This is a genomic window from Variovorax sp. TLI9-5A, from assembly GCF_056867935.1.
This window is the reverse complement of sequence record NZ_CP200310.1, coordinates 7095956-7122541: the sequence shown is the minus strand read 5'-3', so window position 1 is coordinate 7122541 and position 26586 is coordinate 7095956. Positions and strand designations below refer to the sequence as shown.

At 69.0% G+C, this 26586-nt stretch carries 25 protein-coding genes; 20 read left to right on the top strand and 5 right to left on the bottom strand.

Annotation, left to right across the window (positions count from 1 at the left end):
- Positions 1-10: 10 nt before the first annotated feature.
- From AC1VNX_RS33745 to AC1VNX_RS33675, 15 genes are all read left to right on the top strand, one after another.
- A complete protein-coding gene (locus tag AC1VNX_RS33745; RefSeq protein WP_483161839.1) occupies positions 11-982 on the top strand; it encodes an ABC transporter substrate-binding protein in 972 nt (323 codons plus the stop codon).
- 4 nt (positions 983-986) lie between these two features.
- Positions 987-1862, top strand: coding sequence for an ABC transporter permease (locus AC1VNX_RS33740; RefSeq protein ID WP_483161838.1), 876 nt, complete (start codon positions 987-989; stop codon positions 1860-1862).
- Entirely contained in the window at positions 1847-2647 is an 801-nt protein-coding gene (locus tag AC1VNX_RS33735; protein WP_301510971.1) for an ABC transporter ATP-binding protein, read from the top strand. Before AC1VNX_RS33740 ends, AC1VNX_RS33735 begins: the two co-directional genes overlap by 16 nt.
- Before the next feature lie 9 nt (positions 2648-2656).
- Positions 2657-3394: a histidine utilization repressor gene (gene hutC, locus AC1VNX_RS33730; RefSeq protein ID WP_301510972.1), complete on the top strand. Its 738-nt coding sequence runs from the start codon at positions 2657-2659 to the stop codon at positions 3392-3394.
- Positions 3395-3453: 59 nt separating this feature from the next.
- Positions 3454-5013 (top strand): histidine ammonia-lyase, encoded by a 1560-nt coding sequence (gene hutH, locus AC1VNX_RS33725; protein ID WP_483161837.1) that lies wholly within the window; start codon positions 3454-3456, stop codon positions 5011-5013.
- A gap of 28 nt (positions 5014-5041) precedes the next feature.
- Positions 5042-6763 carry a urocanate hydratase gene (hutU, locus tag AC1VNX_RS33720; protein WP_483161836.1) on the top strand — a complete coding sequence of 574 codons (1722 nt, stop codon included), beginning with the start codon at positions 5042-5044 and terminating at the stop codon, positions 6761-6763.
- Between the two features lie 148 nt (positions 6764-6911).
- Positions 6912-7643: an IclR family transcriptional regulator gene (locus AC1VNX_RS33715; protein WP_483161835.1), complete on the top strand. Its 732-nt coding sequence runs from the start codon at positions 6912-6914 to the stop codon at positions 7641-7643.
- 51 nt (positions 7644-7694) lie between these two features.
- A complete protein-coding gene (locus AC1VNX_RS33710; RefSeq protein WP_483161834.1) occupies positions 7695-8447 on the top strand; it encodes a transporter substrate-binding domain-containing protein in 753 nt (250 codons plus the stop codon).
- Between the two features lie 7 nt (positions 8448-8454).
- Complete coding sequence (locus AC1VNX_RS33705) at positions 8455-9123, top strand: amino acid ABC transporter permease (RefSeq protein WP_295984844.1); 669 nt, start codon at positions 8455-8457, stop codon at positions 9121-9123.
- The gene (locus AC1VNX_RS33700; RefSeq protein WP_483161833.1) at positions 9120-9695 is read left to right on the top strand and encodes a HutD/Ves family protein; all 576 of its coding nucleotides are present in this window, start codon (positions 9120-9122) and stop codon (positions 9693-9695) included. The genes AC1VNX_RS33705 and AC1VNX_RS33700 overlap by 4 nt, the downstream gene beginning before the upstream one ends.
- A gap of 27 nt (positions 9696-9722) precedes the next feature.
- Positions 9723-10949 carry an imidazolonepropionase gene (gene hutI / locus AC1VNX_RS33695; protein WP_483161832.1) on the top strand — a complete coding sequence of 409 codons (1227 nt, stop codon included), beginning with the start codon at positions 9723-9725 and terminating at the stop codon, positions 10947-10949.
- The gene (locus AC1VNX_RS33690) at positions 10946-12328 is read left to right on the top strand and encodes a formimidoylglutamate deiminase (protein ID WP_483161831.1); all 1383 of its coding nucleotides are present in this window, start codon (positions 10946-10948) and stop codon (positions 12326-12328) included. Before hutI ends, AC1VNX_RS33690 begins: the two co-directional genes overlap by 4 nt.
- Positions 12329-12339: 11 nt before the next feature.
- Positions 12340-13164: an N-formylglutamate deformylase gene (hutG, locus tag AC1VNX_RS33685; RefSeq protein ID WP_301506533.1), complete on the top strand. Its 825-nt coding sequence runs from the start codon at positions 12340-12342 to the stop codon at positions 13162-13164.
- A gap of 41 nt (positions 13165-13205) precedes the next feature.
- Entirely contained in the window at positions 13206-14258 is a 1053-nt protein-coding gene (locus AC1VNX_RS33680; RefSeq protein WP_483161830.1) for a homocysteine S-methyltransferase family protein, read from the top strand.
- A 168-nt stretch (positions 14259-14426) separates the two neighbouring features.
- Positions 14427-15131: an SH3 domain-containing protein gene (locus AC1VNX_RS33675; RefSeq protein ID WP_483161829.1), complete on the top strand. Its 705-nt coding sequence runs from the start codon at positions 14427-14429 to the stop codon at positions 15129-15131.
- 18 nt (positions 15132-15149) lie between these two features.
- Here AC1VNX_RS33675 and AC1VNX_RS33670 read toward each other — a convergent pair whose 3' ends face one another.
- The 3 genes from AC1VNX_RS33670 to AC1VNX_RS33660 all read right to left on the bottom strand — a co-directional run bounded on the left by AC1VNX_RS33670 (position 15150) and on the right by AC1VNX_RS33660 (position 17864).
- Positions 15150-16187 (bottom strand): NADP-dependent oxidoreductase, encoded by a 1038-nt coding sequence (locus AC1VNX_RS33670; RefSeq protein WP_483161828.1) that lies wholly within the window; start codon positions 16185-16187, stop codon positions 15150-15152.
- A gap of 87 nt (positions 16188-16274) precedes the next feature.
- Positions 16275-16889 carry a TetR/AcrR family transcriptional regulator gene (locus AC1VNX_RS33665; RefSeq protein WP_483161827.1) on the bottom strand — a complete coding sequence of 205 codons (615 nt, stop codon included), beginning with the start codon at positions 16887-16889 and terminating at the stop codon, positions 16275-16277.
- Positions 16890-16922: 33 nt separating this feature from the next.
- A complete protein-coding gene (locus tag AC1VNX_RS33660) occupies positions 16923-17864 on the bottom strand; it encodes a LysR family transcriptional regulator (RefSeq protein WP_483161826.1) in 942 nt (313 codons plus the stop codon).
- A gap of 100 nt (positions 17865-17964) precedes the next feature.
- On the opposite strand from AC1VNX_RS33660, the gene AC1VNX_RS33655 reads away from it, so the two are divergent.
- A complete protein-coding gene (locus AC1VNX_RS33655; protein WP_483161825.1) occupies positions 17965-18405 on the top strand; it encodes a PACE efflux transporter in 441 nt (146 codons plus the stop codon).
- Here the strand turns inward: AC1VNX_RS33655 and AC1VNX_RS33650 are convergent.
- Positions 18321-19367, bottom strand: a complete 1047-nt coding sequence (locus AC1VNX_RS33650) for a lipase secretion chaperone (protein WP_483161824.1) — start codon at positions 19365-19367, stop codon at positions 18321-18323. The genes AC1VNX_RS33655 and AC1VNX_RS33650 overlap by 85 nt on opposite strands.
- 7 nt (positions 19368-19374) lie before the next feature.
- The gene (locus AC1VNX_RS33645; protein WP_483161823.1) at positions 19375-20292 is read right to left on the bottom strand and encodes an esterase/lipase family protein; all 918 of its coding nucleotides are present in this window, start codon (positions 20290-20292) and stop codon (positions 19375-19377) included.
- A 283-nt stretch (positions 20293-20575) separates the two neighbouring features.
- Between AC1VNX_RS33645 and metH the strand changes: the two genes are divergently transcribed.
- The 4 genes from metH (at position 20576) to AC1VNX_RS33625 (ending at position 26580) form a co-directional block, all read left to right on the top strand.
- On the top strand, positions 20576-23314 hold the full coding sequence (gene metH, locus AC1VNX_RS33640; RefSeq protein ID WP_483161822.1) for a methionine synthase: 2739 nt from the start codon (positions 20576-20578) through the stop codon (positions 23312-23314).
- Between the two features lie 61 nt (positions 23315-23375).
- Positions 23376-25187, top strand: coding sequence for an ArnT family glycosyltransferase (locus tag AC1VNX_RS33635; RefSeq protein ID WP_483161821.1), 1812 nt, complete (start codon positions 23376-23378; stop codon positions 25185-25187).
- Entirely contained in the window at positions 25184-26182 is a 999-nt protein-coding gene (locus AC1VNX_RS33630) for a glycosyltransferase family 2 protein (RefSeq protein ID WP_483161820.1), read from the top strand. Before AC1VNX_RS33635 ends, AC1VNX_RS33630 begins: the two co-directional genes overlap by 4 nt.
- Entirely contained in the window at positions 26179-26580 is a 402-nt protein-coding gene (locus tag AC1VNX_RS33625; RefSeq protein WP_483161819.1) for a GtrA family protein, read from the top strand. Before AC1VNX_RS33630 ends, AC1VNX_RS33625 begins: the two co-directional genes overlap by 4 nt.
- Positions 26581-26586 lie beyond the last annotated feature (6 nt).

Genomic DNA, 26586 nt, shown 5'->3' with positions numbered 1-26586 from the left:
AGGAGTACCCATGGTCAAGACGGTAGTTGTGAAAGTCGCTTCGCTGCTTGCAGCAGGTGCGTGTGCAGCGGGCATGGCCGGAACGGCCGCCGCCCAGGAAGTGACGAAGATTTCGCTCGGCATGTCCGGCTGGACCGGCTTCGCGCCGCTCTCGCTGGCCGACAAGGCCGGCATCTTCAAGAAGAACGGGCTCGACGTCGAACTCAAGATGATCCCGCAGAAGGACCGCCACCTCGCGCTGGCCTCCGGCGCGATCCAGTGCGCGGCCACCACGGTCGAGACGCACGTGGCCTGGAACGCCAACGGCGTGCCCATCGTGCAGATCTTCCAGATGGACAAGTCCTACGGCGCCGACGGCCTCGCGGTGCGCGGCGACGTGAGCAAGTTCTCCGACCTCAAGGGCAAGACCATCGGCGTGGACGCGCCCGGCACCGCGCCCTACTTCGGCCTGGCCTGGATGCTCAGCAAGAACGGCATGTCGCTGAAGGACGTGAAGACCACCACGCTGTCGCCGCAGGCCTCGGCCCAGGCCTTCGTGGCCGGCCAGAACGACGCCGCCATGACCTACGAGCCGTATCTGTCGACCGTGCGCGCCAACCCCGCCGCCGGCAAGATCCTGGCCACCACGCTCGACTACCCGATGGTGATGGACACCGTCGGCTGCGCGCCCACCTGGCTCAAGGCCAACGCCAAGGCTGCCGCCGCGCTCACCAAGTCGTACTTCGACGCGCTGGACATGATCAAGGCCGAGCCCGAGAAGTCCAACGAGCTCATGGGCTCCGCCGTGAAACAGAGCGGCGAGCAGTTCGCCAAGTCGTCGGCCTTCCTGCGCTGGCAGGACAAGGCCGCCAACCAGAAGTTCTTCGCGGGCGAGCTCACCAGCTTCATGAAGGAGGCCACGCCCATCCTTCTGGAAGCCGGCGTGATCCGCAAGGCGCCCGAGGACTTCTCGGTCACCTTCGATGCAAGCTTCGTGAAGTAAGAGCATGTCCCAGATGCCTTCCGCCGCAACGGTGGCGGCGCCCGCGCCTCAGCCGGCCGCCGCCAGGGCCGCAACGCCCGTCGTCGCGCCCGCGCGCCGCCGCGCGCTCGCGCCGCTCGAACCCATCGGCACGCGCGCCCGCGTGCTGCTGGGGCTCGGGTTCTTCGTCGTCTTCGTGCTCGTGTGGGCCATCGCCACGCTCGGCGGCTTCGTGCCGCCGACCTTCCTCGCGAGCCCGCCGACCATGGTCAAGGAAGGTTGGCTGCTCTTCACCGAGTACGGCTTCATCGGCGACATCGGCATGACCGTGTGGCGCGTGTTCGGCGGCTTCCTGCTGGCGGCCGTGTTCGCGGTGCCGCTGGGCATCGCCATGGGCACCTGGAAGGCCGTGGAGGCCTTCTTCGAGCCCTTCGTCTCCTTCTGCCGCTACCTGCCGGCCTCGGCCTTCATTCCGCTGCTCATCCTGTGGGCAGGCCTGGGCGAGATGCAGAAGCTGCTGGTGATCTTCATCGGCTCCTTCTTCCAGATCGTGCTGATGGTGGCCGTCACCGTGGGCGGCGCGCGGCGCGACCTCGTGGAGGCCGCCTACACGCTGGGCGCCAACAGCCGCGGCATCGTGGCGCGCGTGCTCATTCCGGGCGCCGCGCCGGGCATCGCCGAGACGCTGCGCCTCGTGCTCGGCTGGGCATGGACCTACGTGATCGTGGCGGAGCTCATCGGCTCCTCCTCGGGCATCGGCCACATGATCACCGACAGCCAGGCGCTGCTGAACACCGGCCAGATCATCTTCGGGATCATCGTGATCGGCGTCATCGGCCTTTTGTCCGACTTCGCCTTCAAGGCAATCAACCGCCGCTTGTTTGCATGGGCAGCACTGTGATGTCGCAGAACCAACTTTCCATCCAGGGCGTCTCGCGCGTCTTCACCGGCACCAAGGGCCAGCGCACGCAGGCGCTGCAGCCGATCGACTTCGAGGTGAAGGAGAACGACTTCGTCACCATCCTCGGCCCCTCGGGCTGCGGCAAGTCGACGCTGCTGCGCATCGTGGCGGGGCTCGACTTCCCGACCAGCGGCCAGGTGCTGCTCGACGGCGAGCGCATCGACGGCCCGGGCGCCGACCGCGGCGTGGTGTTCCAGAGCTACACGCTCTTCCCGTGGCTCACGGTGGCGCAGAACATCCGCTTCGGCCTGCGCGAGCGCGGCATGAGCGAGGCCGACCAGAAGGAGCGCAGCGAGTTCTTCATCGCCAAGGTCGGCCTGCGCGGCTTCGAGAACCACTTCCCGAAGCAGCTCTCCGGCGGCATGCAGCAGCGCACGGCCATCGCGCGCGCGCTGGCCAACGACCCCAAGATGCTGCTGCTCGACGAGCCCTTCGGCGCCCTCGACAACCAGACCCGCGTGCTCATGCAGGAGCTGCTGCTGGGCATCTGGGAGTCGGCGCAGAAGACGGTGCTGTTCGTCACACACGACATCGACGAGGCGATCTTCATGGCCAACCGCGTGGCGGTGTTCAGCGCGCGGCCGGGGCGCATCAAGACCGAGATCGCGGTCGACTTCCCGCATCCGCGCAGCTACACCATCAAGACCTCGCCGGAGTTCATGGAAATCAAGGCGCGCCTGACTGAAGAAATCCGCGCCGAATCGATGGCCGCGGCGGAGCACTGACAAGACACGATGAAACGCGACCTGCCGACCCTCGCGCTCTACGCGCAAGTCATGGATCACATCTCCCGCAAGATCCAGGACGGGACGTGGCCGCCCGGCCACCGCCTGCCGTCGGAGCACGAGCTGGTCGCGCAGTTCGGCATGGCGCGCATGACGGTGAACCGCGCGCTGCGCGAGCTGGTGGAGCAGGGCCGCATCGTGCGCGTGGCCGGCGTCGGCAGCTTCGTGGCCGAGAACAAGCCGCAGTCCACGCTGCTTCAGATCGCCAACATCGCCAGCGAGATCCGCCAGCGCGGCCACGACTACCGCTGCGAGATGATCGCGGTCGAGCGCCTCGCCGCCTCGCCCGACGTGGCCGCCTGGCTCGACAAGCGCGCGGGCGACTCGGTGTTCCACAGCGTGTGCCTGCACCTGGAGAACGGCACGCCGGTGCAGCTGGAGGAGCGCTTCGTCAATCCGCAGGTGGTGCCCGACTACCTGGAGCAGGACTTCACCGCGATGCCGCCCAGCGAATACCTGGTGCGCAACGTGCCCTTCGACCAGATCGAGCATGTGGTCGACGCCGTGCTGCCCAACGCCGAGCAGGCCGAGCGCCTGGCGATGACGCCCACCGACCCCTGCCTCCTGCTCACGCGCCGCACCTGGTCGCGCAATGTTCCCGTGACGTGGGTGCGCTGCCTGCACCCAGGTTCGCGCTACAGCCTCGGTAGCCGCTTCAAAGCCGACGGCAACCCCAGCTTCGGCTGATTTTTTCGTCCTCAGAGACCTCCGCTTTCACTCGCAACTACTTGTATAGACAGGCTCACATGCCAAGCAAAAACACCGCCCATCCAGATGCCACCCTGACCCTCGTGCCCGGCGAGGTCGATCTCGCGACGCTGCGCCGCATCCAGGCCGGCGGCGTGAAGCTCGCGCTCGATGCGTCGGTGCGCGAAGGCATGCAGCGCGCCGAGGCCGCCGTGCGCCACATCGTCGAGAACGACCAGGTCGTCTACGGCATCAACACCGGCTTCGGCAAGCTCGCCAGCACGCGCATCGGCAACGACCACCTGGCCGAACTGCAGCGCAACCTGGTGCTCTCGCACAGCGTGGGCACGGGCGAGCCGCTGGCCGCGCCGGTGGTGCGCATGGTGCTTGCGACCAAGGCGGTGAGCCTGGCGCGTGGCCACTCGGGCGTGCGGCCCGCGCTGGTCGATGCGCTGCTGGCCCTGTTCAACGCGGGCGTCACGCCGAGCATCCCGTGCAAGGGCTCGGTCGGCGCGTCCGGCGATCTCGCGCCGCTCGCACACATGGCCTGCGTGCTGATTGGCGAAGGCCAGGCGACGCTGGCCGACGGCACCGTGGTCAGCGGCGCGCAAGCCATGAAGAGCATCGGCCTCGAGCCCTTCGTGCTCGGCCCCAAGGAAGGCCTGGCGCTGCTCAACGGCACCCAGGTGTCGACCGCGCTGGCGCTGGCCGGCCTGTTCGGCGCGGAGGACGTGTTCGCCGCCGCGCTGATGTCGGGCGCGCTGTCGCTCGAAGCCATCCAGGGCTCGATCAAGCCCTTCGACGCGCGCATCCACGCCGCGCGCGGCCAGCCCGGCCAGATCGCTGTGGCGGGCGCGGTGCGCACGCTGCTCGAAGGCAGCGAAATCGTTCCTTCGCACGCCGACTGCGGCCGCGTGCAGGACCCGTATTCGGTGCGCTGCATCCCGCAGGTGATGGGCGCCTGCCTCGACAACCTCGCGCACGCCGCGCGCGTGCTGGTCATCGAGGCCAATGCCGCGTCGGACAACCCGCTGGTCTTCACGGACACGGGCGAGGTCATCTCGGGCGGCAACTTCCACGCCGAGCCCGTCGCCTTCGCGGCCGACATCGTGGCGCTGGCCGTCAGCGAAGTCGGCGCGATCTCCGAGCGCCGCCTCGCGCTGCTGCTCGACAGCGGCCTGTCGGGCCTGCCGCCCTTCCTCGTGCGCGACGGCGGCCTGAACTCCGGTTTCATGATCGCGCAGGTCACGGCCGCGGCGCTCGCCTCGGAGAACAAGTCGCTCGCGCACCCCGCCAGCGTCGACAGCCTGCCCACCTCGGCCAACCAGGAAGACCACGTCTCGATGGCCACCTTCGCGGGCCGCCGCCTGGCTGACATGGTCAACAACACGGCCGTGGTCGTCGGCATCGAAGCCATGGCCGCCGCGCAAGGCATCGAACTCAAGCGCAAGCTCAAGAGCTCGCCGCTGGTCGAAGCCGAATTCGCCGCCATCCGCCAGAAGGTCGCCTTCCTCGAACGCGACCGCTACCTCGCCCCCGACATCGAAGCCATGCGCCAGTGGGCGCTGAAGGCCGAACTGCCGGCCGCGCTGCTCGACATCCTGCCCAGTCACTCGTAAAACACACCCCGATTAGGAGAACCACGCCATGAACGCTCCCGACAAATTTGCCCTGAACACCGCCACCGACCCGCGCCATGACCCCACCCGCGTGATCCGCGCCCCGCGCGGCAGCGAGCTCAACTGCAAGAGCTGGCTCACCGAGGCCCCCTTCCGCATGCTGCAGAACAACCTCGACGCCGAGGTGGCCGAGCGCCCGCAGGACCTCGTGGTGTACGGCGGCATCGGCCGCGCCGCGCGCAACTGGGCCTGCTACGACCAGATCCTCGCGTCGCTGAAAGAGCTGAACGACGACGAGACGCTGCTCATCCAGTCGGGCAAGCCCGTCGGCGTGTTCAAGACGCACGAGAACGCGCCGCGCGTGCTGCTGGCCAATTCGAACCTGGTGCCGAAGTGGGCCAACTGGGAGCACTTCAACGAGCTCGACCGCCAGGGCCTTTTCATGTACGGCCAGATGACGGCCGGCAGCTGGATCTACATCGGCAGCCAGGGCATCGTGCAGGGCACCTTCGAGACCTTCGTCGAAGCCGGCCGCCAGCACTACGACAACAGCCTCGCGGGCAAGTGGATCCTCACGGCCGGCCTGGGCGGCATGGGCGGCGCGCAGCCTCTCGCGGCCACGCTGGCCGGCGCCGTGTCGCTCAACATCGAATGCCAGCAGTCGAGCATCGACTTCCGCCTGCGCACGCGCTACGTCGACAAGCAGGCGCGCGACATCGACCATGCCTTCGAGCTGATCAAGCAGCACTGCGACGCGAAGGAAGCCGTGTCGATCGCGCTGCTGGGCAACGCGGCCGACATCCTGCCCGAGCTGGTGAAGCGAGCAAAGGCCGGCGGCCTGAAGCCCGACCTCGTGACCGACCAGACCTCCGCGCACGACCTCATCAACGGCTACCTGCCTTCGGGCTGGAGCGTGCCGCAATGGCAGGCCGCCATGAAGGACGCCTCGCAGCACGACGCGCTGAAGAAGGCCGCCGCCAGGTCTTGCGCCGTGCACGTGCAGGCCATGCTCGACTTCCAGGCCATGGGCATCCCCACGGTCGACTACGGCAACAACATCCGCCAGGTCGCGTTCGACGAAGGCGTGAAGAACGCCTTCGACTTCCCGGGCTTCGTGCCGGCCTACATCCGCCCGCTGTTCTGTGAGGGCAAGGGCCCGTTCCGCTGGGTGGCGCTCTCGGGCGACCCGGAAGACATCTACAAGACCGACGCCAAGATCAAGGAGCTGTTCCCCGAGAACAAGCACACGCACCGCTGGCTCGACATGGCGCGCGAGCGCATCGCCTTCCAGGGCCTGCCGGCGCGCATCTGCTGGCTGGGCCTGGGCGAACGCCACATCGCGGGCCTGGCCTTCAACGAGATGGTGAAGAACGGCGAGCTGAAAGCGCCCATCGTCATCGGCCGCGACCACCTGGACACCGGCTCGGTCGCCAGCCCCAACCGTGAGACCGAAGCCATGAAGGACGGCACCGATGCCGTGTCCGATTGGCCGCTGCTGAACGCGCTGCTCAACACGGCAGGTGGCGCCACCTGGGTCAGCCTGCATCACGGCGGTGGCGTGGGCATGGGCTACTCGCAGCATTCGGGCGTGGTGATCGTGTGCGACGGCACCGATGCCGCGGCCAAGCGCATCGAGCGCGTGCTCTTCAACGATCCGGCCACCGGCGTGATGCGCCATGCCGACGCGGGCTACGACATCGCCGTGGCCACCGCGAAGAAGCAGGGCCTGAAGCTGCCGATGGTGAAGTGATGGCGGGTGCCGCCATGAAGAATGGCGGAACCTTAAGCCGAAGGTAGAAGAAAAAGCAGCCCCATTCCCACTCCCTGGGAATGAAGGCTTGGAAGTGGGAACGGTGGGCAAGATACTGCACGCCGGTTCCATTCATCCGATCGACCGCATGACGACCCCGACCGACGCCCCCGCCAACGACCGCGCGCTCTTCGTGCTGTCGGTGCTGGCGCAGAGCAAGGCGGCGATGACGGCCGCCGAGCTGGTGCGGGCCACCGGCCTGTCGCAGAGCACGCTGTACCGGCAGATCGCCACGCTGCGCCGCTGGGGCTTCGTGATGGAGTCCGACGGCCGCTATTCGCCGGGCCCGGTGAGCGTGCAGCTGGCCACCGGCTTCGACGGCAACTCCGACCTCGTGATCGCGGCACGCGCCGACATGCGCGCGCTGGCGCAGCAGTCGCACGAGAGCGTGGCGCTGGTCACGGCGGTGAACGAGCGCGTCGTGTGTCTGGAGATGATCGACAGCGAGCAGTCGCTGCGCTGCTCCTTCGACCGCGGCCGCAGCGTGCCCGCGCGCGACGGCGCCAGCGCCAAGTGCCTGCTGGCCCACATGCCGGTCGACCAGCGCGACGCCCTGCTCGACGGCCTCGGCGAAAGCCCCGAGCGCCGCGCCGAGCGCGCGGCCGAGCTCGACGCCATTCGCGAGGCCGGCCATGCCGTCACCCACGGCGAGGTCGATGCCGGCGTCTGGGGCGCGAGCGCGCCGGTGCTGGCCCCGGGCCGCCGCCTGCGCGGCGCGATCACGCTGATGGCGCCGCTCACGCGCGTCGAGGGCATGGAAGCTGCATTGCTGCACATGACCGTCGTCACGGCGGCGCGCATCTCGCGAGCGCTGCAGTAGCCGCGTCTCTCCTTTTCTTCCTCCTTCATCCTCACCACGAAAGCTCCTGCCATGAACACCCGCCGCTCTCTCGTCGCCGCCGCACTCTGCGGCCTTGCCATCCTCGGTTTCGCGGGTGCCGCGCACGCCCAGGGCGAGCCGCTGCGCGTGGCCACCGACGCCACCTTCCCGCCGATGGAGTTCGTGGAGAACGGCAAGCGCACCGGCTTCGACGTGGAACTGGTCGAGGCCATCGGCAAGACGCTGGGCCGCAAGATCGAATGGATCGACATCGACTTCAAGGGCCTCGTGCCGGGCCTGATCTCCAAGCGCTTCGACATGGCCGTCTCGGGCATCTACATCACCGACGAGCGCAAGAAGGTCGTCGACTTCACCGTGCCGTACTACGCGGGCGGCCTCGTGGTGATGGTGAAGGACGGCAACACCGCCATCAAGACGCCGGCCGACATCAACGGCAAGAAGGTCAGCGTGCAGGTGGGCACCAAGTCGGTGAGCTACACGAAGGAGAAATTCCCGCAGGTGCAGCTGATGGAAGTCGAGAAGAACCAGGAGATGTTCAACCTCGTAGACATCGGCCGCGCCGACGCCGCCGTGACCGGCAAGCCCGCCGCCTACCAGTACGTGCGCACGCGCGGCGGCCTGAAGGTGCTGCCCGAGCAGATCACCACCGAGGAATACGGCATGGCCATTCGCAAGGACACGCCCGAGCTGACCAAGGCGGTGAACGGCGCCATCGAGAAGCTCAAGGCGGACGGCACCTACGACCAGATCGTGAAGAAGTGGTTCAGCACGGCCGCCAAGTAAGCCCGCCATGGATCTCGATTTCTCGCCCGTCTGGCAGGGCTGGCCCGACCTGCTGCGCGGCGCGCTCGTTACGGTGGAGATCACCGCCTGCGCGTTGGCGCTGGGCTGCGTGCTGGGCCTCTTGGTCGGCATCGGCCGGCTGAACCCGAAGCGGCGCTGGCTCTACGGCATCTGCACGGCCTACGTGGCGGCCATTCGCGGCACGCCGCTGCTGGTGCAGCTGTTCATCCTGTTCTTCGGCCTGCCGCACTTCGGCATCCTGCTGCCGGCCTTCGTGTGCGGTGTGCTGGGGCTCGGCGTGTATTCGGGCGCGTACGTGTCGGAGATCGTGCGCGGCGCGATCCAGTCCATCGACAAGGGCCAGACCATGGCGGCGCAGTCACTGGGCATGACGCCCGGCCTCGCGATGCGCCACATCGTGCTGCCGCAGGCGGTGGTGCGCATGATCCCGCCGCTTGGCAACGAGTTCATCGCGCTCATCAAGAACTCGGCGCTGGTGTCGCTTCTGACCATCCACGACGTGATGCACGAGGGGCAGAAGATCATCAGCGTGTCGTACCGCTCGCTGGAGGTGTACCTGGCCATCGCGGTCGTGTACTTCGTGCTCACCGGCACGATGACGCTGGTGCTGCGGCACTTCGAGCAGCGCCTGCGCCAGGGCGGAATGGTGCGATGACCGGCGTGCTTCGTCGTTTCTCGCGCGCCTCGCTGCCCGCCACGCCGTGGAAGAACGGCGGCGGCACCACACAGGAGATCGCCAGCTGGCCGCCGGGCGCGGGGCTCGACAGCTTCGGCTGGCGCGTGAGCATCGCCACCATCGCGGCGGCGGGGCCGTTCTCGGTATTCGCGGGCGTGGACCGCAGCATTACCCTGCTGGAAGGCGACGGCGTGCGGCTCTTCACGCACGACGGGCGCATCGAACACCGGCTCGACGTTGCGCTGCAGCCCTTCGCCTTCAGCGGCGACGAGCCCATCGACTGCACGCTGCTGGGCAATGCCTCGAACGACTTCAACGTGATGACCCGGCACGGCCAGTGGCGCGCCGAGGTTCGCGTGCTGGACCGTGCCACGGCCATCGAGGCCGCGCCGCACGGCGTGCTGCTGGTGCTGCGCGGCGCGTGGCGCCTGGACGACGAAGCCTGCGGCGAGGGCGAAGGCCTGCAATGGGCCGATGCCGCACGCGGCTGGCAGGCGATGCCTGAAGGCGCCGAAGCGCGGCTGCTCGCGGTTCGCATCCTGCCGGCCTGAGCTGCCGACGCAACAACAGGAACAACGATGAAACCCGTCAACGAATTTCCCTCGGCCGACGGCCTCTGGACCGGCATCCGCCTTGCCGCCGATGCGGGCGCGGAAGCCGCCATCGTGGTGGAGCGGGGCGTGGTCCGCTGGGTCGGCGCCCGAAGCGCGCTGCCGGCCGGGTTCGCGGGGCTCGCGCCGCACGATGGCGGTGGTGCACTCGTCACGCCGGGGCTGGTCGACTGCCACACGCACCTCGTCTACGGCGGCCAGCGCGCCAACGAGTTCGCGATGCGCCTGGCGGGCGCCACGTATGAAGAAGTGGCGAAGGCCGGCGGCGGCATCGTCTCGTCGGTGCGCGCCACGCGCGAGGCCGACAAGGACGCGCTGTTCGCGCAAGCCGCCGCGCGGCTCGAACAGCTGCTGGCCGACGGCGTGTGCGCCATCGAGATCAAGTCGGGCTACGGCCTTTCGCTGGAGCACGAGCGCAAGCAGTTGCGCGTGGCGCGGCGCCTGGGCGAAGCCTACGGCGTGACGGTGCGCACCACTTTTCTCGGCGCACACGCGCTGCCGCCCGAGTACGCAGGCCGCAGCGGTGAGTACATCGACCTCGTGTGCAACGAGATGCTGCCCGCGCTCGCGGCCGAAGGGCTGGTCGACGCGGTGGACGTGTTCTGCGAGCGCATCGCCTTCTCGCTCGCCGAGACCGAGCAGGTGTTCAAGGCCGCGAAGGCGCTGGGCCTGCCGGTGAAGCTGCATGCCGAGCAGCTCTCGGACATGGGCGGCGCCGCGCTGGCCGCGCGCTACGGCGCGCTCTCGTGCGACCACATCGAGCACCTGTCGGCCGATGGCATCGAGGCGATGCGCAAGTCCGGCACGGTGGCCGTGCTGCTGCCGGGTGCCTACTACACGCTGCGCGACACGCACCTGCCGCCCATCGCCGCGCTGCGCGCCGCGGGCGTGCCGATGGCGGTGTCCACCGACCACAACCCCGGCACCTCGCCCGCGCTGAGCCTGCTGCTGATGGTGAACATGGCCTGCACGCTGTTCCGCCTCACGGTGCCCGAGGCGCTCGACGGCGTCACGGTGCATGCCGCGCGCGCGCTGGGCCTGCAGGACACGCACGGCGCCATCGCGCCCGGCATGCCCGCCAACTTCGTGCTGTGGAACGTGCGCGAAGCGGCCGAGCTCGCCTACTGGTTCGGACAGCAGCCAGTACGTGCAGTCGTACGCCAGGGGCGCATCGCAATCGGAGCCAAGCAATGACGCAAAAACTTTTCGCAGCCGATGCGCTGCTGCCCGAGGGCTGGGCCCGCAACGTCCTGCTGGCCTGGGACGACGAAGGCCGGCTCACGCAGGTGCAGGCTGGCGCGCAGCGGCCCGTCGATACGGCGGCTGCCGGCGGCCCGGTGATCCCCGGCATGCCCAACCTGCATTCGCACGCCTTCCAGCGCGCCTTCGCGGGCCTCACCGAGCACCGCGCCGAGCAGCAGGACAGCTTCTGGAGCTGGCGCACGCTGATGTACCGCTTCGCCGCGCGCCTGGGTCCGCAGCACATGGAAGCCATCGCGACCTGGCTCTATGCCGAGATGCTCGAAGCGGGCTACACCGGCGTGTGCGAGTTCCAGTACGTGCACCACGACGTGGACGGCCGCCCGTATGCCGACGACGCCACGCTGAGCCTCGCGCTGCTGCGCGCGGCGAAGAAGGTGGGCATCGGCTTCACGCTGCTGCCGGTGCTCTACCAGACCGGCGGCTTCGGCGAACAGCCGCCCACCGAGGGGCAGCGCCGCTTCGTCCGCTCCACCGACTCGATGCTGCGCCTGCTCGAAGCGCTCAAGCCCCAGTGCGATGCCCAGGGTGCGCGGCTGGGCCTCGCGCCGCACTCGCTGCGCGCCGTGCCGCCCGAGGGGCTGCGCGACGCCATCGCGGGGCTCGAAGCCATCGACCGCACCGCGCCCATCCACATCCACATCGCCGAGCAGACCAAGGAAGTGGACGACTGCGTGGCCTGGAGCGGCCTGCGCCCGGTCGAATGGCTGCTCGACCACGCGCCGGTGGACGAGCGCTGGTGCCTGGTGCATGCCACGCACATGAACGACGCCGAGTACGAATACGCGGCCCGCAGCGGCGCGGTCGCGGGCCTGTGCCCGACCACCGAGGCCAATCTGGGCGACGGCATCTTCGACTTCGCCAAGTGGCGCAGCCATGGCGGCGCATGGGGCGTGGGCTCCGACAGCCACGCCAGCGTGAACGCGGCGGAAGAGCTGCTGATGCTCGAATACAGCCAGCGCCTGGCCAGGCGCCAGCGCAACGTCGGCGCCAGCGCGGCGCAGCCGCATGTGGCCAGCGCGCTGACGCTGGAGGCGGTGCAGGGCGGGGCGCGGGCCTCGGGCCGCGCCACGGGCGGGCTCGCGGCGGGGCAGCAGGCCGACTTCGTCGTGCTCGATGCCTCGCACATCGCGCTGCAGGGACTGGGCGCGCCCGATATGCTTTCGGCCCATGTCTTCGCGAGCCACCGCACCTCGGCCATCGACAGCGTCTGGGTGGCAGGCCGCCCGCGCGTCTCGGCCGGGCGCCACGCGCTGCACGACGAAGCCGCCGCCGCCTTCGTGGCCGCGCGCACTCAACTACTCCAGGATTGATCGACCGCACCATGGCCTTCACCACCGCCGAACCGCCTTTCCGCTTCCGCCAGGGCACCCGCCCGCTGCTGATCTCGATGCCGCACGTCGGCACGCACGTGCCGCCCGCGCTGGCCGCGCGCCTCACCGAAGAGGCGCGCCATGTGCCCGACACCGACTGGCACCTCGAACGGCTCTACGACTTCGCCGACGAACTGGGCGCCTCGGTGCTGGTGGCGACGCATTCGCGCTACGTGATCGACCTGAACCGTCCGCCGGACGGCGCCAGCCTTTACCCCGGCCAGAGCGTGACGGGCCTGTGCCCGGTCGACACCTTCGACGACACGCCGCTGTACGCCGACGCCGCCGACGTGCCGGGCGACGAGGAGACCGCGCAGCGCCGCGACGCCATCTGGCAGCCCTATCACGCCAAGCTGGCGGAGGAACTCGCGCGCATCCGAGCGCAGCACGGCGTGGCGGCGCTGTGGGACGCGCACTCGATCCGCTCGGTGCTGCCGCGCTTCTTCGAAGGCAAGCTGCCCGACCTGAACCTGGGCACCGGCAAGGGCATCAGCTGCGACCCGGCGCTGGCGCAGACGCTGCTGGGCATCGCCGAAAGCGCCACCGGCTACACGGGCGTGCTCAACGGCCGCTTCACCGGGGGCTACATCACGCGCAACTACGGCAACCCCGCGCAGAACGTGCACGCGGTGCAGCTGGAGATGACGCAGTCGAGCTACATGCAGGAGAAGCTGCCCTTCGACTACCTGCCCGAGGTGGCGGCGGGCGTGCAGCCGCACGTGCGGCGGATGATCGAGGCGGTGCTGGCCTTCGTGGAAGGCCGCGCAAAGGGCTGACGGCGGGCAGGGGCAGGGGCTCTTCCTACAATCGGAGCCCTATGAAGCCCGTCACCTACACCCACGGCCAGGCCCTGCCCGGCATCCTCGCCAAGCGCATCGTCATCCTCGACGGCGCCATGGGCACGATGATCCAGCGCTTCAAGCTGACGGAAGAGCAGTACCGGGGCGAGCGCTTCAAGGACTTCGAGCGCGACGTGAAGGGCAACAACGAGCTGCTGTCGCTCACCCGGCCCGACGTGATCCGCGACATCCACGAGGGCTACCTCGCGGCGGGCGCCGACCTGATCGAGACCAACACCTTCGGCGCGACCACCATCGCGCAGGAGGACTACAAGATGGCGCACCTCGCGCGCGAGATGAACCTCGAATCCGCGAAGCTGGCGCGCGCGGCGTGCGACAAGTTCAGCACGCCCGACAAGCCGCGCTTCGTGGCCGGCGCCCTCGGCCCGACGCCCAAGACGGCGAGCATCAGCCCCGACGTGAACGACCCCGGTGCGCGCAACGTGAGCTTCGAGGAGCTGCGCGCGGCCTACTACGAGCAGACAGAGGCGCTGGTCGAGGGCGGCGCCGACGTGATCCTGGTCGAGACCATCTTCGACACGCTCAACGCCAAGGCCGCGCTGTTCGCGGTCGACGAGTACTTCGACAACAGCGGCAAGCGCCTGCCGCTCATCATCAGCGGCACGGTGACCGACGCCTCGGGCCGCATCCTCAGCGGCCAGACCGTCACCGCCTTCTGGCACAGCGTGCGGCATTCGCAGCCGCTGGCCATCGGCCTGAACTGCGCGCTGGGCGCGGCGCTGATGCGCCCCTACATCCAGGAGCTGGCGCGCGTGGCCGGCGACACCTTCATCAGCTGCTACCCGAACGCCGGCCTGCCCAACCCGATGAGCGACACCGGCTTCGACGAAACGCCCGACGTCACCTCGCGGCTGCTGCACGAGTTTGCGTCGGAAGGGCTGGTGAACATCGTGGGCGGCTGCTGCGGCACCACGCCGGACCACATCGCGGCGATCGGCAAGGCGGTCGCGCCAATGGCCGGGCGGGTGCTGGGCACCAACAACGCAGGCTTCTACAAAGAGGCTGCCTAACGGGCTCTCCCCCAGGCTGCGCGCACTTCGTGTCGCTTCGCCAACCCCCTTCCGGGGGCAACACCTGCGGCCCGGCAAAGCCGGTTCCGCGGTGTTCCTGAAAATCGGACCTGCGCTGATTGACGGGCCGGCACCCCCGGCCTAGGCTGGGGCGCAAGGAGCCGTGCCATGAACTCATCACTCACCTGGCGCTGGGCCGCCATCAGTGCGCTTGCCCTTGCGCTGCCGCTCGCTGCGCAGGCGCAGCAGGCCTTCACGCGCGGCGCGGTCAATCTGCGCGCCGGGCCTTCGGGCGACTATCCGCTGGTGGCGCGGCTCGGGCCCGGCCAGCCGCTCGAAGTGGTCGGCTGCACCAGCGGCTATGGCTGGTGCGACGTGGTGCTGCCCGATGGCGGGCGCGGCTGGATCTGGGCGCGCAACCTCGACTACGCCTACCAGGAGCAGCGCGTGCCGCTGGTCACCTACGGCGCGCTGATCGGCGTGCCGATCATCGGCTTCGCAATCGGCAGCTACTGGGCCGACTACTACCGCGACAGGCCCTGGTACGGCGACCGGCGCTGGTGGGGCAACCGGCCGCCTCCGCCACCCGTGGCGGGCTGGCGTCCACCGCCGCCGGTGCGGCCCGGATGGCAGCCGCATCCCTGGCGGCCGGGTCCGGGGTTCAGACCACCCGGACCGGGCTTCAGGCCACCGCCCGCGCCGGGCATCCGTCCGCCGGTGGACCCGGGAATCAGGCCACCACGGCCGCAGCCGGGCTTTCGTCCCGGTCCGCCGCCGGGCAAGCCGCATCCGCATCCCGGTGGGGGCGGGCATCGCGGGGGAGGCCGTGGCGGTGACCATGGTGGAGGTCACGGCGGCGGGCACCGGCACTGAAGGCCGGCGCTGCAGCCCTCAGTCTTGCGCGACGCGCACCACGCGCTTGCCGAAGTTGCGGCCCTGAAGCAGGCCGATGAACGCGTCCGGCGCGTTCTCCAGCCCGTCGATGCGGTCTTCGCGCAGCGTGATCTTGCCGGCCTCGACCCACTCGTCCATCTCGCGCCGGAATGCATCGAAGCGCTCGCCGTAATGGTCGAGGATGACGAAGCCCTGCATGCGGATGCGCTTCTGCAGCAGCGCCGCCATCAGCAGCGGCAGCCGGTTCGGGCCCGTGGGCAGAGTCTCGCTGTTGTAGTCGGCGATGTGCCCGCACACCGGCACGCGCGCGCCGATGTTGAGCAGCGGCAGCACCGCGTCGAACACCGCGCCGCCGACGTTCTCGAAGTACACATCGATGCCCTGGGGGCAGGCGGCCGCGAGGCGCGATGCGAACTCCGGATCGTGGCGGTCGATGCAGGCGTCGAAGCCCAGCACCTCGACCGCGTGGCGGCACTTGTCCGCGCCGCCTGCGATGCCCACCACGCGCGCGCCCTTGAGCCTGGCGATCTGCCCGACCACCGAGCCGACTGCGCCGGTCGCGGCCGCCACCACCACGGTCTCGCCTGGCTTGGGCTGGCCGATGTCGAGCAGGCCCACGTGCGCGGTGAAGGCCGGCATGCCGAGCCCGCCGAGCGCCAGCGACGGCTGCGCCATCTGGCCCAGCGGCATCAGGTCCTGGCCGTCGGACAGGGCGTAGTCCTGCCAGCCGGCGTTGCCCAGCACGAGATCGCCGGGGCTGAACTGCGCATTGCGCGAGGCGACGACGCGGCTGACCGTGCCGCCCGGCATCGCCTCGCCTACTTGCACCGAGGCGGGCGCATAGAGCGGCGGAACCTCGTCCATCAACTGGCGCATGTACGGATCGAGCGACAGGTGCAGCGTGCGCAGCAGCACCTGGCCCTCGCCGGGCGCGGGGACGGCGCCTTCCTCGATGCGGAAGTCGGCGGGCGTCGGCAGGCCGCGCGGCCGGGCGGCGAGGACGATGCGGCGGTTGGTGGTTTCGCTTTGATGCATGGGGCGTGGCTCCTTCGGTGAATAGACCAGTCGTCTAGTGAATGGGCGAAAAAAGCGGGAGCGCGCTCGCCTCCCGCTTCGTGGGTGTCAGTGGTCCGTGGACAGGCCCAGCAACTGCCGGGTGTCGCGCATGGCTGCGTCCAGCGATGCGCGGTCGCGCGTGATCTTGGCCAGCAGGCTGGCACCGAGCCAGCGCTGGTAGAGCGCGACGGCGACGCCCTGCGCGTCCTGTTCCTGTGGCATCGCCTTCAGCGAGCCGTCGGCCCGGCCGGCCTCGATGCAGCCTGCGAGCCGGTCGGTGATGCCTCGGGTGCCGCGCGCCAGCGCAGCGCGCATGCTCTCGGACAGGTCGCAGACCTCCGCGCCGAGCTTGACGACGAGGCAACGGCTCTGCGCCTCGTCGCCGGTCTGGGAGTCGAGCCAGTCGTCGAAGTAGGCGAGCAGGCGCTGGGCGGCGGTGCCGGCGCCTTCGGCCAGAAGGGTGTCGGTGCGCCCCAGGTACTCGCTGAAGTAGGCCTCCAGCACGGCCTCGCCGAAGACTTCCTTGGAGCCGAAGTAGTGATAGAACGACCCCTTCGGCACCTTCGCCGCAGCCAGCACCTCGGCCAGCCCGACGCCGGTGAAGCCCTTGCGCAGCAGCAGCGGATGGGCCACGTCGAGGATGTGCTGGCGGACGTCGGGGGTGGGGGCGATCGCGTTCATGGGCCGCACTCTAGCGGCAATTAGACCAGTCGTCTAGTTCGCCTGAGCAGCCGGATCGCCGCTCACCTTCGGGCTGCATTCGCCCGCCGCAGCCCGGCCCTTCGCGATCAGATTCACGAAATGCTGCGCTCCCAAGCCGAGTGGGCGCTCACGTGACCACACCACGTCCACCCACAGGTCCAGCCCGTTGCTGAGGTTCTCGAACGGAATCTCGACCAGCGCGCCCGCCGCCACATGCGGTCGCGCGAAGTTGCGCGGCAGCCAGCCCCAGCCCAGCCCGGCGGTGATCAGGCTCAGCGCGGCCAGCGCGTTGTCGGAGCGCCAGACGTGGCGCGCGAACACGAAGCGCGGGTCGCTGGTGGCAAGGTCGCGGCCGGCCACCACGATCTGGCGGGTGTTGGTCAGGTGGTCCTCGCGCAGCCGGCCGCCGTTGGCGGCGAGCACGGGGTGGTCGGGCGCCATCACCGCCACCATGAGCTCGCTGCCCACTTCCTGGAAGCCCTCGCGCCCGTCGAGGCTGGGTCGCTCGAAGACCAGCGCCAGCTGCGCTCGCCCGCTGTGCAGCAGCGCCAGCGCGTCGGCCTGCGGCGCGGCCAGCACTTCCACCTGCAGCAGCGGATGCTCCCGCGCCAGCTCCGACAGCGGTCCGGTCCACGGCGCGGCCAGCAGCTCGGGCGCGATGGCCAGCGTGAGCCGGTCTTCCAGCCCCTGGGTGAGCGCCAGCGCCTGCACCTGCAGTTGCTTCAGCTGGGCCGCCAGCAGCCGCGCCTGTGGTTCCAGCGAGCGCGCGGCGGCCGTGGGCTGGGGCTCGCGGCCGCTGCGGTCGAAGAGCTGCAGGTCGAGTTCGGCCTCCAGGTTCGCGATGGCCATGCTCACCGCCGACGGCACACGGCGCAGCGCCCGCGCGGCGGCCGAGAAGGAGCCGTGGTCGATCACGGCCAGGAAGACTTCGACGTTGTCGCTGGAAAAGGCCATGGCGCCGATCTTTCAATAAAACTGAAACAAGTTAACTTTTTATATCAGCAGATGACAAATAAAGTCCAGTCATCGCATCAACGAACACAGAGAGAAAGCCATGCAAGGGATTCAGCGCCGCATCGTCTACATCAGCCTCTACGAAGGCATCGCCATCGTGGCCGCCAGCGCGGGCCTGGCCCTGATGACGGACGCCGGCCTGGGCCATTCGGGCGTGCTGGCGGTGGCGGCCTCGGTCATCGCGGTGATCTGGAACCTGGTCTTCAACTCGCTCTTCGAGCGCTGGGAGTCGCGCCAGGCCGTGCGCGGACGCAGCCTGCGCCGCCGCATCGCGCACGCCATCGGCTTCGAGGGCGGCCTGATCGCCTTCCTGGTGCCGATGTTCGCCTGGGGCCTGGGCGTCACGCTTTGGCAGGCGCTGGTGATGGACCTGGGGCTGGTGGTGTTCTTCCTGGTCTACACCTTCGTCTTCAACTGGGCCTTCGACCGCGTGTTCGGCCTGCCGGCTTCGGCTGCCGCGAAGGTGCCGGTGGCGGCCTGAGGGCCGCCCGGACAAAGAGGATCAAGGCGGCGTGGCCGCCTTTTTCTTTCTCCGGCCGCCCGCATCTCGAGCGCGGCCTGCAGCCGCAGCGCCTCCTGCGGCGTGAAGAGCTCGGCCTGCAGCTGCGCGCGCGTGGCTTCGTCGGCCGCGGCGTAGCGCGACAGGCGGCTCTGCCAGTCCTGCTCCTGCTGGTCGAGCGTCGCGAGCCGCTGCGCCGCCTCGTAGCCGTACTGCCTGGAGCGCTCCTCGAAACGCTCCTGCGGGCTGGCGCCGCGTGCTTCCAGCGCAGCGGTCTGCTCGCCCACGGCCAGTTGCGCGACGGAAGCGGCACGGTCGGCACGCTGCTCGGGCGTGAGCCATGTCTCCTCGGTCTTCGCGAGCGCCTGGCGCTTCTGCTCGGCGGTGAGGTTCGCGTTGCGCTCGATCTCCAGCTTCTCGACGCTGAAGCGGTCGAACTTCTCCTCGGCGCCGAACAGGCCCTCGACTTCCTCGGGCGCGAAGTAGCGCGAGCGGATGCCGGCGCGTGCATCGAGCACTCTGCGCAGCCCTGCCGGATCGCCGATGCTGGCCGCCGGCAGCGCCTCGAGCGCATTGCGGTAGTCGATGTAGCGCTCCAGCAGGCCCAGCGCGCGCACCCGCCACTCGGGCGGCAGGTACTTGTCGATCTTTGCGCGCATCTCGGCCATCAGGCCTTCCTTGTCGCGCGCCTGGCTGTCGTTGAGCATCTGCTCGAAGATGCGCAGCAGGTTGGGTGTCAAGAGCGGATCGGGGGCATGGACGCTTCCGCTTGAGGGCGCGCCGGAGCCGGTCGACGCGTCGGCAATGGCGGCCGGTGGCAACGCCGAAGCGGTGGCCGCGGGTGCCGGCGCCCGCGTGCCGTCGGCCTGCAACCACCACCACGCGGCGCCCGCGGCCAGCACCACCGCGACCGCCGCGAGCGGGCGCAGGAGCTTGCGGGGCATGGCCGCCTCAGAGGCCGAGCTGCTTCAGCTTCACCGCCTGGTTGACGTACAGCGTCACCGGGCTCACCGAGAACAGGTCGCGCAGCCCGAGCATCTGGTTCACCTCGTCCAGGTGGTTCTGCCTGTAGCTGCCGATGTAGGTGCCCAGGTGCGAGCTGCAGGCCGAGGCCAAGCCGTCGTTGGCCTCGCCATGCACCAGGCTCAGCAGCGACAGCGGGTAGTCGGAGGCGTCGAACACGTTGGTCAGCGGCTGCGTGCCCGACCAGGAGAAGTAGCGCACGCCGTTGACCAACTCGGTGCCGTTGCCGCAGGCCGTGATGGGCACGCCGTCGGGGAACTTGGCATTGAACTTCGCGGAGCCGGCGGTATTGAGCGAATCGAGGGCGCCCAGGCCGCTCTGTGGCGTGTTGTTGCCCGAAAGAATGCCGATGAGGCTGGAGAAGGCGTTCACCGCGCCCACCACCACCGTGCGGCTCAGGCTGCCTTCTGGCAGCGTGTTGCCCAGCAGGTCGGCCACCTTGCTGCCCTTGTGCGGGCTGCCCACCGTGGTGACCGAGGCCACCAGCTGCGGCGCCACGCCCGAGACATAACGCGCCGTGGGGCCGCCGTGCGAATGCCCGATCAGGTTGACCTTGCTCGCGCCGGTCAGCGCCAGGACGTCCTTCACCTGCTTGAGCAGCTGCTCGCCACGTACCTCGCTGCTGTTGGTGGCCGCCACCTCGGCGACGAAGACCTTCGCGCCCTGGGCGCGCAACTCGCCCGGAATGCCGTACCAGTAGTCGATGCCGGCGATGGTGTCGAAGCCCAGCATGCCGTGCACCAGCACGATCGGATAGGCCGTCTGCGCATTGGTGTTGGCTGCCTGCGCCGTCTGCGCCAGAGGGGCGAGCGCCAGCATGCCGCACACCAGGAGCGCGCCGGCCATCCGCCGGACCGTGCCGTCCTTCCTGCCCGTCGTCCTTGTCCTCGAAGCCGCAATCCTCTTCGCCAGTCGAATCATCGGAACTCCCTCGTGGGTTGATCGGTTGGGGGCACGCAAAAACGAACGAGCGTGCACTTTTTATTCTGCGAAACCGACCGGGCCGGATCGATCCGGACTTTCCCTTTCATGATTCGGACTTACTCCTGCAGCCACTGCGGCGCATGGGAGGGCGATAGACTCCTGCCAACCCGCGCACGAATAACCGCTTTTGCCCCCGAGTCCAACCATGTCTTCCCCAATGCCGCCTCCCATGAAGCTTTCAGGCCTGGAGCCGGTCTCCATCGGTGAAGGCACGCTGTTCGTCAACATCGGCGAGCGCACCAACGTCACGGGCTCCAAGGCCTTCGCGCGCATGATCCTCAACGGGCAGTTCGAAGAAGCGCTGGCCGTGGCCCGCCAGCAGGTCGAGAACGGCGCGCAGGTGATCGACGTGAACATGGACGAGGCCATGCTCGACAGCAAGGCCGCGATGGTGCGCTTCCTCAATCTCATCGCCAGCGAGCCCGACATCGCGCGCGTGCCGGTGATGGTCGACAGCTCGAAGTGGGAGGTCATCGAGGCGGGCCTGCGCTGCATCCAGGGCAAGGGCATCGTCAACTCCATCTCCATGAAGGAGGGCGTCGACAAGTTCAAGCACGAGGCCAAGCTGGTGAAGCGCTACGGCGCCGCCGCCGTGGTGATGGCCTTCGACGAGAAGGGCCAGGCCGACACCTATGCGCGCAAGATCGAGATCTGCGAGCGCGCCTATCGCATCCTGGTGGACGAGGTGGGCTTCCCGCCCGAGGACATCATCTTCGACCCGAACATCTTCGCGATTGCCACCGGCATCGAGGAGCACGACAACTACGCGGTCGACTTCATCGAGGCCACGCGCTGGATCAAGCAGAACCTGCCGGGCGCGAAGGTGTCGGGCGGCGTGTCGAACGTGAGCTTCAGCTTCCGCGGCAACGACCCGGTGCGCGAGGCCATCCACACCGTGTTCCTGTACCACGCGATCAAGGCGGGCATGGACATGGGCATCGTCAACGCCGGCATGGTGGGCGTGTACGACGACCTCGAACCCGAGCTGCGCGAGCGCGTGGAAGACGTGGTGCTCAACCGCCGCTCCGACGCCGGCGAGCGCCTCGTCGAAGTGGCCGAGACCGCCAGGAGCGGCGCGAAAGACGACAGCAAGAAGCTCGAATGGCGCGGCACGCCGGAGCAGCCGGTGCCGGTCAGCCAGCGCCTCTCGCACGCCATGGTGCACGGCATCACCGACTTCATCGTCGAAGACACGGAAGAGGCCTACCAGGCCATCATCGCCAAGGGCGGGCGTCCGCTGCACGTGATCGAAGGTCCGCTGATGGACGGCATGAACATCGTGGGCGACCTGTTCGGCCAGGGCAAGATGTTCCTGCCGCAAGTGGTGAAGTCGGCGCGCGTGATGAAGTCGGCCGTGGCCCACCTCATTCCCTACATCGAGGAAGAAAAGCGCCAGGACGAGGCCGCCGGCCGCGACGTGCGCACCAAGGGCAAGATCATCATCGCCACCGTGAAGGGCGACGTGCACGACATCGGCAAGAACATCGTCACCGTCGTGCTCCAGTGCAACAACTTCGAAGTGGTGAACATGGGCGTGATGGTGCCCTGCCACGAGATCCTAGCGAAGGCGAAGGTCGAGGGCGCGGACATCGTGGGCCTCTCCGGCCTCATCACGCCGAGCCTGGAGGAAATGCAGTACGTGGCCGGCGAGATGCAGAAGGACGACCACTTCCGCATCCGCAAGATTCCGCTGCTGATCGGCGGCGCCACCACCAGCCGCGTGCACACGGCGGTGAAGATCGCGCCGCACTACGAAGGCCCCGTGGTCTACGTGCCGGACGCCTCGCGCAGCGTGAGCGTGGCGCAAAGTCTGCTGAGCGACCAGGCCAGCGCGTACATCGACGAGATCAACGCCGACTACGTGAAGGTGCGCGAGCAGCACGCCAACAAGAAGCAGGTGCCGCTGTGGCCGCTGGCCAAGGCGCGCGCCAACAAGACGCCCATCGACTTCGCGAACTACCTGCCGCCTTGCCCCAAGTTCATCGGCCGGCGCGTGTTCCGGAATTTCGACCTCACCGAGCTCGCGAAGTACATCGACTGGGGCCCGTTCTTCCAGACCTGGGACCTGGCGGGCCCGTTCCCGGCCATCCTGAAGGACGAGATCGTCGGCACCGAGGCCGTGCGCGTGTATGCCGACGGCCAGCGCATGCTCAAGCGCCTCATCGAGGGCCGCTGGCTCAGCGCGAGCGGCGTGGTGGGCTTCTGGCCCGCCAACACGGTGAACGACGACGACATCGAGCTCTACACCGACGAGTCGCGCAGCGAAGTCGCGCTCACCTGGTACGGCATGCGCCAGCAGACCGAGAAGCACGAGATCGACGGCGTGATGCGCCCGAGCCGCTGCCTGGCCGACTTCGTCGCGCCCAGGGACAGCGGTGTGAAGGACTACGTCGGCATGTTCGCCGTGACCGCCGGCCTGGGCGTGGAGAAGAAGGAAAAGTATTTCGTCGACGACCTCGACGACTACTCCGCCATCATGCTCAAGGCCCTCGCCGACCGGCTGGCCGAGGCCTTCGCCGAGGCGCTGCACCATCGCGTGCGCACCGACCTCTGGGGCTACGCAAGCGAAGAGAGCCTGAGCAATGACGACATGATCGCGGAGAAGTACCGCGGCATCCGCCCCGCGCCGGGCTACCCCGCTTGCCCCGACCACAGCGTGAAGCGCCCCATGTTCGACCTTCTGAACTGCGCGGACATTGGCATGAGCCTGACGGAAAGCCTCGCTATGATGCCCGCCGCCAGCGTGAGCGGGTTCTACCTGAGTCACCCCGATTCGACGTACTTCAACGTCGGCAAGATCGGACACGACCAGTTGCAGGACCAGGCTGCGCGGCGCAAGGAAAGCGAAGCCGACCTCGAACGCCTGCTCGCGCCCAACCTTTGAACCTGCCGGCCGGCGCGGCCGGCGCGGCCGTCCGGCACCGGGAGTTGTTATTCAGAAGCTGATGTTTGCTGCCGCGCACTACGCGGCCCTGGCGGTTTTCGTGACGGGCTGCTGGGGCTACGGGCGCGCGCTGCTGGGCCGCCTTGCGCCTGCGCCGCGCCGCGATGCGGGGCTCGAGGCAGCAATGGCCGTTGCCTTGGGCGTGGGGTTCTTCATCTGCGCCTTCCAGGCGCTGGCCATCTTCGGGGCCTTCAAGACCGGCGCCACCGTGGCGTTCGTCGCCGTGGGCGTGGTGGCCGCAGCGCTCCAGTTGCCCTCCTGGCTGCGCGAACGGCGCATGCTGCTCGCGAACTCGCCCGCCGCGCCCTGGACCTACGTCGAGCGCATCGCGGCGATCGCGCTGGCCCTGGTCGCACTGCCCGCGCTGGCGGCGCCGCTCGCGCCGCCCATCGCCTTCGACGAGCTGATGTACCACCTGCCCTATGCCCGCCAGGTCGCGCAGCAGGGCTCGCTGGGCATCCACGACTGGCTGCGCTACCCCTGGTTCCCGTACAACTACAACCTGCTGTACGCCGCCGCGCTGCAGCTTGGCGACGACGTGCTGCCGCACTTCCTCAACGGGCTGGCCGGGGCGCTGTCGGTGGTCATGGTCTACCGGCTGGGCACGCTGCACGCAGACCGGCTCACCGCCTGCATCGGCGCGGCCATCTGGCTGGGGCTCGGCGATTACTCCAACGCGCTGATCGACATGGGCGTGGCGCTTTTCGTGCTGTCGGCCTGCGTGGCGCTGTGGTGGTGGCGCGAGTCCGAGGTCGGCAAGCCTGCGCACGGTGGCATCCGCTGGCTCGGCGTGGCGGCGTTCTGCCTGGGCGTGGCCGCGGGCTCCAAGTACCAGGCGCTGATCTTCCTGCCGCTGGTGGCACCCTTCGTCTTCCGTCATGAGCGCAGCCTCAGAGCCTGGGCGCTCGTGTTCGTCTGCTTCCTGGTTCCGTGCGTGTACTGGTACGCGCGCAACGCCATCATGACGGGCGACCCCTTCAACCCCATCGGCGCGCGCGTGTTCGGATTCACCGAGTGGACGCCGGCCGACTACGTGCAGCAGGTGGCGGACGTGCGCGTGCATGCCGAGCTGCCCAACGCGCTGCTCTGGTCCGTGTTCTTCGCGCCGTTCAGCCCGCTGTGGAAGCGCTCCGCAGCGGTGCGCGCGGCCGGCTGGTTCTGCCTTTACTCGGTGGTCGTCTGGGTCGTGACCTCGCGCTATCCGCGCTACCTGACGGCTTCGTTTCCGCTGCTGGCGGCCATCGCGGCCATCGGCTGGCAGGTGGTGTTCGGCTGGATCGCCGCGGGCTTTCGTCGCATGTTCGGGGCCAAGGCTGCGGCAACGGACGCGGCTCCGGCAGCCGTCACCGGGCGCACGCCGGCCCGCGTGGGCGATTGGGTGATCGTGCTGCTGCTGGCGGTGCTGGCCGCCGTTTCCGTGCGCCAGACGGCCGTCAAGGTCGCGCTGATATCGACCACGCCCGAGGCCCGCGAGGCCGTGCTGCGCCAGCATGTGCCGGGCTACGCGGTGATGGACTACCTGCGGCGCAACGCCACCGGCCGCGTCTACCAGATCGCGCTGAACGAGGCGATCTACTACGGCCCCAACCCCATCTGGGGCGACACCCTCGGGCCGTGGCGCTACACCGACTTCGGGCGCCTGTCGGGCGGCGATCTCGCGCGCAAGCTCTCGGGCATGGGCTTCGTCGCGATCGTGCTGCCCGACTCGGTGGTGCCGGTGTTCACCGCGCGCATCGACTTCGACAAGTACTTCGCCGTGGAATACCAGAAGGACGGCAGCCGGGTCTACCGTATCCTTCCCGTCGCACCATGAACGACGCCGTCGATTTCTCCAGTACCCGGCAGGGCCGCAGTGGCAGCAGCAATGGTGGCCTGCGCGTCGCCGTGGTCATCCCCTGCTACAACGAGGCGCTCGCCATCGCCCAGGTGGTCGAGGGCTTTCGAGCCGCGCTGCCCGAGGCCGAGATCCACGTCTTCGACAACAACTCCAGCGACGACACGGCGGGCGTGGCCCGCGCGGCCGGCGCCACCGTCACCCACGTGGCCCTGCGCGGCAAGGGCAACGTGGTGCGGCGCATGTTCGCCGACGTCGATGCCGACGTGTACGTGATGACCGACGGCGACGCCACCTATGACGCCGGCGCCGCGCGCCGCCTCGTCGACCGGCTGGTGAACGACAACCTCGACATGGTGGTCGGCAGCCGCGTGGACGATGGCCAGGACGCGCACACCTACCGCGCCGGCCACCGCTTCGGCAACCGCATGCTCACGGGCGCGGTGGCGCAGCTCTTCGGCGGCGGGCTCACCGACATGCTCTCGGGCTACCGCGTGTTCTCGCGGCGTTATGCGAAGTCGTTCCCGGCGCTGTCGCGGGGCTTCGAGACGGAGACCGAGCTCACCGTGCACGCGCTCGAGCTGCGCATGCCCTACGCCGAGGAAAGCACCGCCTACAGCACGCGTCCCGAAGGCTCGGTCAGCAAGCTCTCGACCTACCGAGACGGCTGGCGCATCCTCAAGACCATCTGCAAGCTGTTCGTGAGCGAGCGGCCGCTGCAGTTCTTCTCGATCATCGGCGGGCTGCTGGCGCTGATGTCGGTCGCGCTGGTCGTGCCGGTCCTCATGACCTACCTGCACACCGGCCTGGTGCCCCGGCTGCCCACGGCGGTGCTGGCCACCGGCGCGATGCTGGCGGCCATGCTGTCCTTCGTGTGCGGCGTCATCATGCAGGCCATCACTCTGGGGCGACGCGAGGCCAAGCGGCTGAGCTACCTTGCGATTCCCAGCGTGCGCGAGCAGGCTTCGCGATGAAGGTCGGGCGCGAGTTCCTCGCCTTCGCCATCGTCGGCGTGATCGGACTCGTGGTCGATGTCGTGGTGCTGTACCTGCTGGCGCCGCTGCTGGGCTGGTACGTGGCGCGCGTGGTGTCGTTTCTCGCGGCGGCCACCACCACGTGGGCCTTCAACCGCCGCTACACCTTCGCGGCCAGCGCGGCTGCGGGCGGCTCCATCTGGCGCGAGTACCTGGGCTACCTGGCGACCATGACTGCGGGCGCGGTGCTCAACTACGGTGCCTACGTGCTCACGTTGCACTGGGTGGAAGGGCGCTGGGCCGCCGCGCTCGGCGTGGCGCTCGGCAGCCTCGCGGGCATGAGCGCCAACTTCCTGTCGGCGCGCTATCTCGTCTTCCGCTCGCACCGCAACGGCTGAGCCCGG

Coding starts and splice junctions, on each gene's coding strand:
- AC1VNX_RS33740 (WP_483161838.1), top strand. CDS start 987: ATGTCCCAGATGCCTTCCGCCGCAACGGTGGCGGCGCCCGCGCCTCAG.
- AC1VNX_RS33650 (WP_483161824.1), bottom strand. CDS start 19,367: ATGCCCCGCAAGCTCCTGCGCCCGCTCGCGGCGGTCGCGGTGGTGCTG.
- AC1VNX_RS33655 (WP_483161825.1), top strand. CDS start 17,965: ATGCAAGGGATTCAGCGCCGCATCGTCTACATCAGCCTCTACGAAGGC.
- AC1VNX_RS33710 (WP_483161834.1), top strand. CDS start 7,695: ATGAACACCCGCCGCTCTCTCGTCGCCGCCGCACTCTGCGGCCTTGCC.
- AC1VNX_RS33670 (WP_483161828.1), bottom strand. CDS start 16,187: ATGCATCAAAGCGAAACCACCAACCGCCGCATCGTCCTCGCCGCCCGG.
- AC1VNX_RS33675 (WP_483161829.1), top strand. CDS start 14,427: ATGAACTCATCACTCACCTGGCGCTGGGCCGCCATCAGTGCGCTTGCC.
- hutH (WP_483161837.1), top strand. CDS start 3,454: ATGCCAAGCAAAAACACCGCCCATCCAGATGCCACCCTGACCCTCGTG.
- AC1VNX_RS33690 (WP_483161831.1), top strand. CDS start 10,946: ATGACGCAAAAACTTTTCGCAGCCGATGCGCTGCTGCCCGAGGGCTGG.
- AC1VNX_RS33625 (WP_483161819.1), top strand. CDS start 26,179: ATGAAGGTCGGGCGCGAGTTCCTCGCCTTCGCCATCGTCGGCGTGATC.
- hutI (WP_483161832.1), top strand. CDS start 9,723: ATGAAACCCGTCAACGAATTTCCCTCGGCCGACGGCCTCTGGACCGGC.
- AC1VNX_RS33680 (WP_483161830.1), top strand. CDS start 13,206: ATGAAGCCCGTCACCTACACCCACGGCCAGGCCCTGCCCGGCATCCTC.
- AC1VNX_RS33660 (WP_483161826.1), bottom strand. CDS start 17,864: ATGGCCTTTTCCAGCGACAACGTCGAAGTCTTCCTGGCCGTGATCGAC.
- AC1VNX_RS33705 (WP_295984844.1), top strand. CDS start 8,455: ATGGATCTCGATTTCTCGCCCGTCTGGCAGGGCTGGCCCGACCTGCTG.
- AC1VNX_RS33645 (WP_483161823.1), bottom strand. CDS start 20,292: ATGGCCGGCGCGCTCCTGGTGTGCGGCATGCTGGCGCTCGCCCCTCTG.
- AC1VNX_RS33635 (WP_483161821.1), top strand. CDS start 23,376: ATGTTTGCTGCCGCGCACTACGCGGCCCTGGCGGTTTTCGTGACGGGC.
- hutU (WP_483161836.1), top strand. CDS start 5,042: ATGAACGCTCCCGACAAATTTGCCCTGAACACCGCCACCGACCCGCGC.
- AC1VNX_RS33630 (WP_483161820.1), top strand. CDS start 25,184: ATGAACGACGCCGTCGATTTCTCCAGTACCCGGCAGGGCCGCAGTGGC.
- AC1VNX_RS33715 (WP_483161835.1), top strand. CDS start 6,912: ATGACGACCCCGACCGACGCCCCCGCCAACGACCGCGCGCTCTTCGTG.
- AC1VNX_RS33745 (WP_483161839.1), top strand. CDS start 11: ATGGTCAAGACGGTAGTTGTGAAAGTCGCTTCGCTGCTTGCAGCAGGT.
- hutG (WP_301506533.1), top strand. CDS start 12,340: ATGGCCTTCACCACCGCCGAACCGCCTTTCCGCTTCCGCCAGGGCACC.
- AC1VNX_RS33700 (WP_483161833.1), top strand. CDS start 9,120: ATGACCGGCGTGCTTCGTCGTTTCTCGCGCGCCTCGCTGCCCGCCACG.
- metH (WP_483161822.1), top strand. CDS start 20,576: ATGTCTTCCCCAATGCCGCCTCCCATGAAGCTTTCAGGCCTGGAGCCG.
- AC1VNX_RS33665 (WP_483161827.1), bottom strand. CDS start 16,889: ATGAACGCGATCGCCCCCACCCCCGACGTCCGCCAGCACATCCTCGAC.
- AC1VNX_RS33735 (WP_301510971.1), top strand. CDS start 1,847: ATGGGCAGCACTGTGATGTCGCAGAACCAACTTTCCATCCAGGGCGTC.
- hutC (WP_301510972.1), top strand. CDS start 2,657: ATGAAACGCGACCTGCCGACCCTCGCGCTCTACGCGCAAGTCATGGAT.